The following is a 1,248-nucleotide window of genomic DNA, read 5'->3' on the forward strand; positions in this document are numbered from 1 at the left end:
GGTCTTGCAAAGATCTGTAAGGAGGGCGTGGATGCCATAGGCGCTGCGTTGCGGGAATTGGAGGCTGCCGGTTACATTGTGCGGCACAAGCTGCGTGACCGGCAGGGACGCATCAGCGATACAGAGTATGTCATATACGAGCAGCCACAGCTTAGAAAACCGGATACGGATTCACCAGATACGGAAAACCCGTATATGGATAAACCGGATACGGAAAAGCCCGCAGAATTAAATATAGAGAAATCAAATACTCAAAAACAAAATATTTATGGATCAAGTACCGATTCCATTCCCTTCCGGGATTGCGCGGCAGATTGTCTGCCGGAACGGAAAGGAAGGGATGCGATGTCACTCACAGAGATAGAGAGTTATCGGGAATTGATTCAGGAGAATATCGGGTATGAATACCTGTGTCAGCAGTATGAAACTTATCGGGAGGATTTGGATGAGATTGTGGAGCTAATCGTGGAAACGGTCTGTGCAAAGCGAAAGACCACCCGTATTGCAGGAAGTGATTTTCCGCATGAAATCGTTCGTTCCAGGTTCTTGAAGCTGGATAACTCGCACATTGAGTTTGTCATGGACTGTTTACAGAAGAACACCACGGAAATTCGCAACATGAAGCAGTATCTTCTGACCGTTCTGTTCAATGCACCGACCACGATAAGCAATCATTACACTTCACAAGTAAATCACGATCTGTATGGCGGCTGGTAAATGGTCGCTTTTTTATTGCCCGGAACTGCCGGGAGAAAGGAGCAAGCATGATGTCTGAGGGAAAGACCATAGGGCAGCTGATGGAAGAAATGCGGGCAAAGGCAGGAGCGCAGAATTATCACGGTCATGGATATATGGACCTCCAGCGTTTTGCGGAGGACACCCGGCACATGATTATTTTTGATGTGCTGACGAACGATTCCCCTGTTGGCTGGAAAGGCGAACGAACCCGCCTGTTCCTGTCGGATACCGGTTATGAAAAAGCACTGGATAGTCAGGAAAAGGGGCAGATTAAGATTTTGAGCCACGCAAAGGTACGTCAGGGCAATCTGCACTATGACCGTTCTGACCAGTTACGCTAAGGAGGGCGGTATGAAGCGTTATCTTCTGCGGCGGCTGGTGGTTCCGCCTTAGCAAAAAAAGAGATTCCCTGCAAACTTCGTGGAAAGGAGGCGAGAAAATGCAGGAAGAAGTGGAAAACAGAACTTTGACGCTGGTTGTCAGTGGAACAAAGTTTACCGGCAGAATGTT

2 protein-coding genes and 1 pseudogene are annotated in these 1,248 nt (G+C 48.2%); all 3 read left to right on the top strand.

All coding sequences use genetic code 11. The features are described from left to right. Positions 1-717 (top strand): DUF6017 domain-containing protein (locus ACMP1L_RS04690; protein ID WP_418452154.1); only part of this gene is annotated, 717 nt, incomplete at its 5' end. A 50-nt stretch (positions 718-767) separates the two neighbouring features. Then, a complete protein-coding gene (locus ACMP1L_RS04695) occupies positions 768-1,079 on the top strand; it encodes a DUF5720 family protein (RefSeq protein ID WP_008728385.1) in 312 nt (103 codons plus the stop codon). A 98-nt stretch (positions 1,080-1,177) separates the two neighbouring features. Next, a pseudogene (locus tag ACMP1L_RS04700) lies at positions 1,178-1,248 on the top strand (PcfB family protein); the annotation flags it as partial.

This window comes from Ventrimonas sp., assembly GCF_048380235.1.
Taxonomy (GTDB): domain Bacteria; phylum Bacillota; class Clostridia; order Lachnospirales; family Lachnospiraceae; genus Brotaphodocola.

Bases quoted from the DNA above. Each gene is read 5' to 3' on its own strand.
- ACMP1L_RS04695 (WP_008728385.1), top strand. From the start codon at position 768: ATGTCTGAGGGAAAGACCATAGGGCAGCTGATGGAAGAAATGCGGGCA.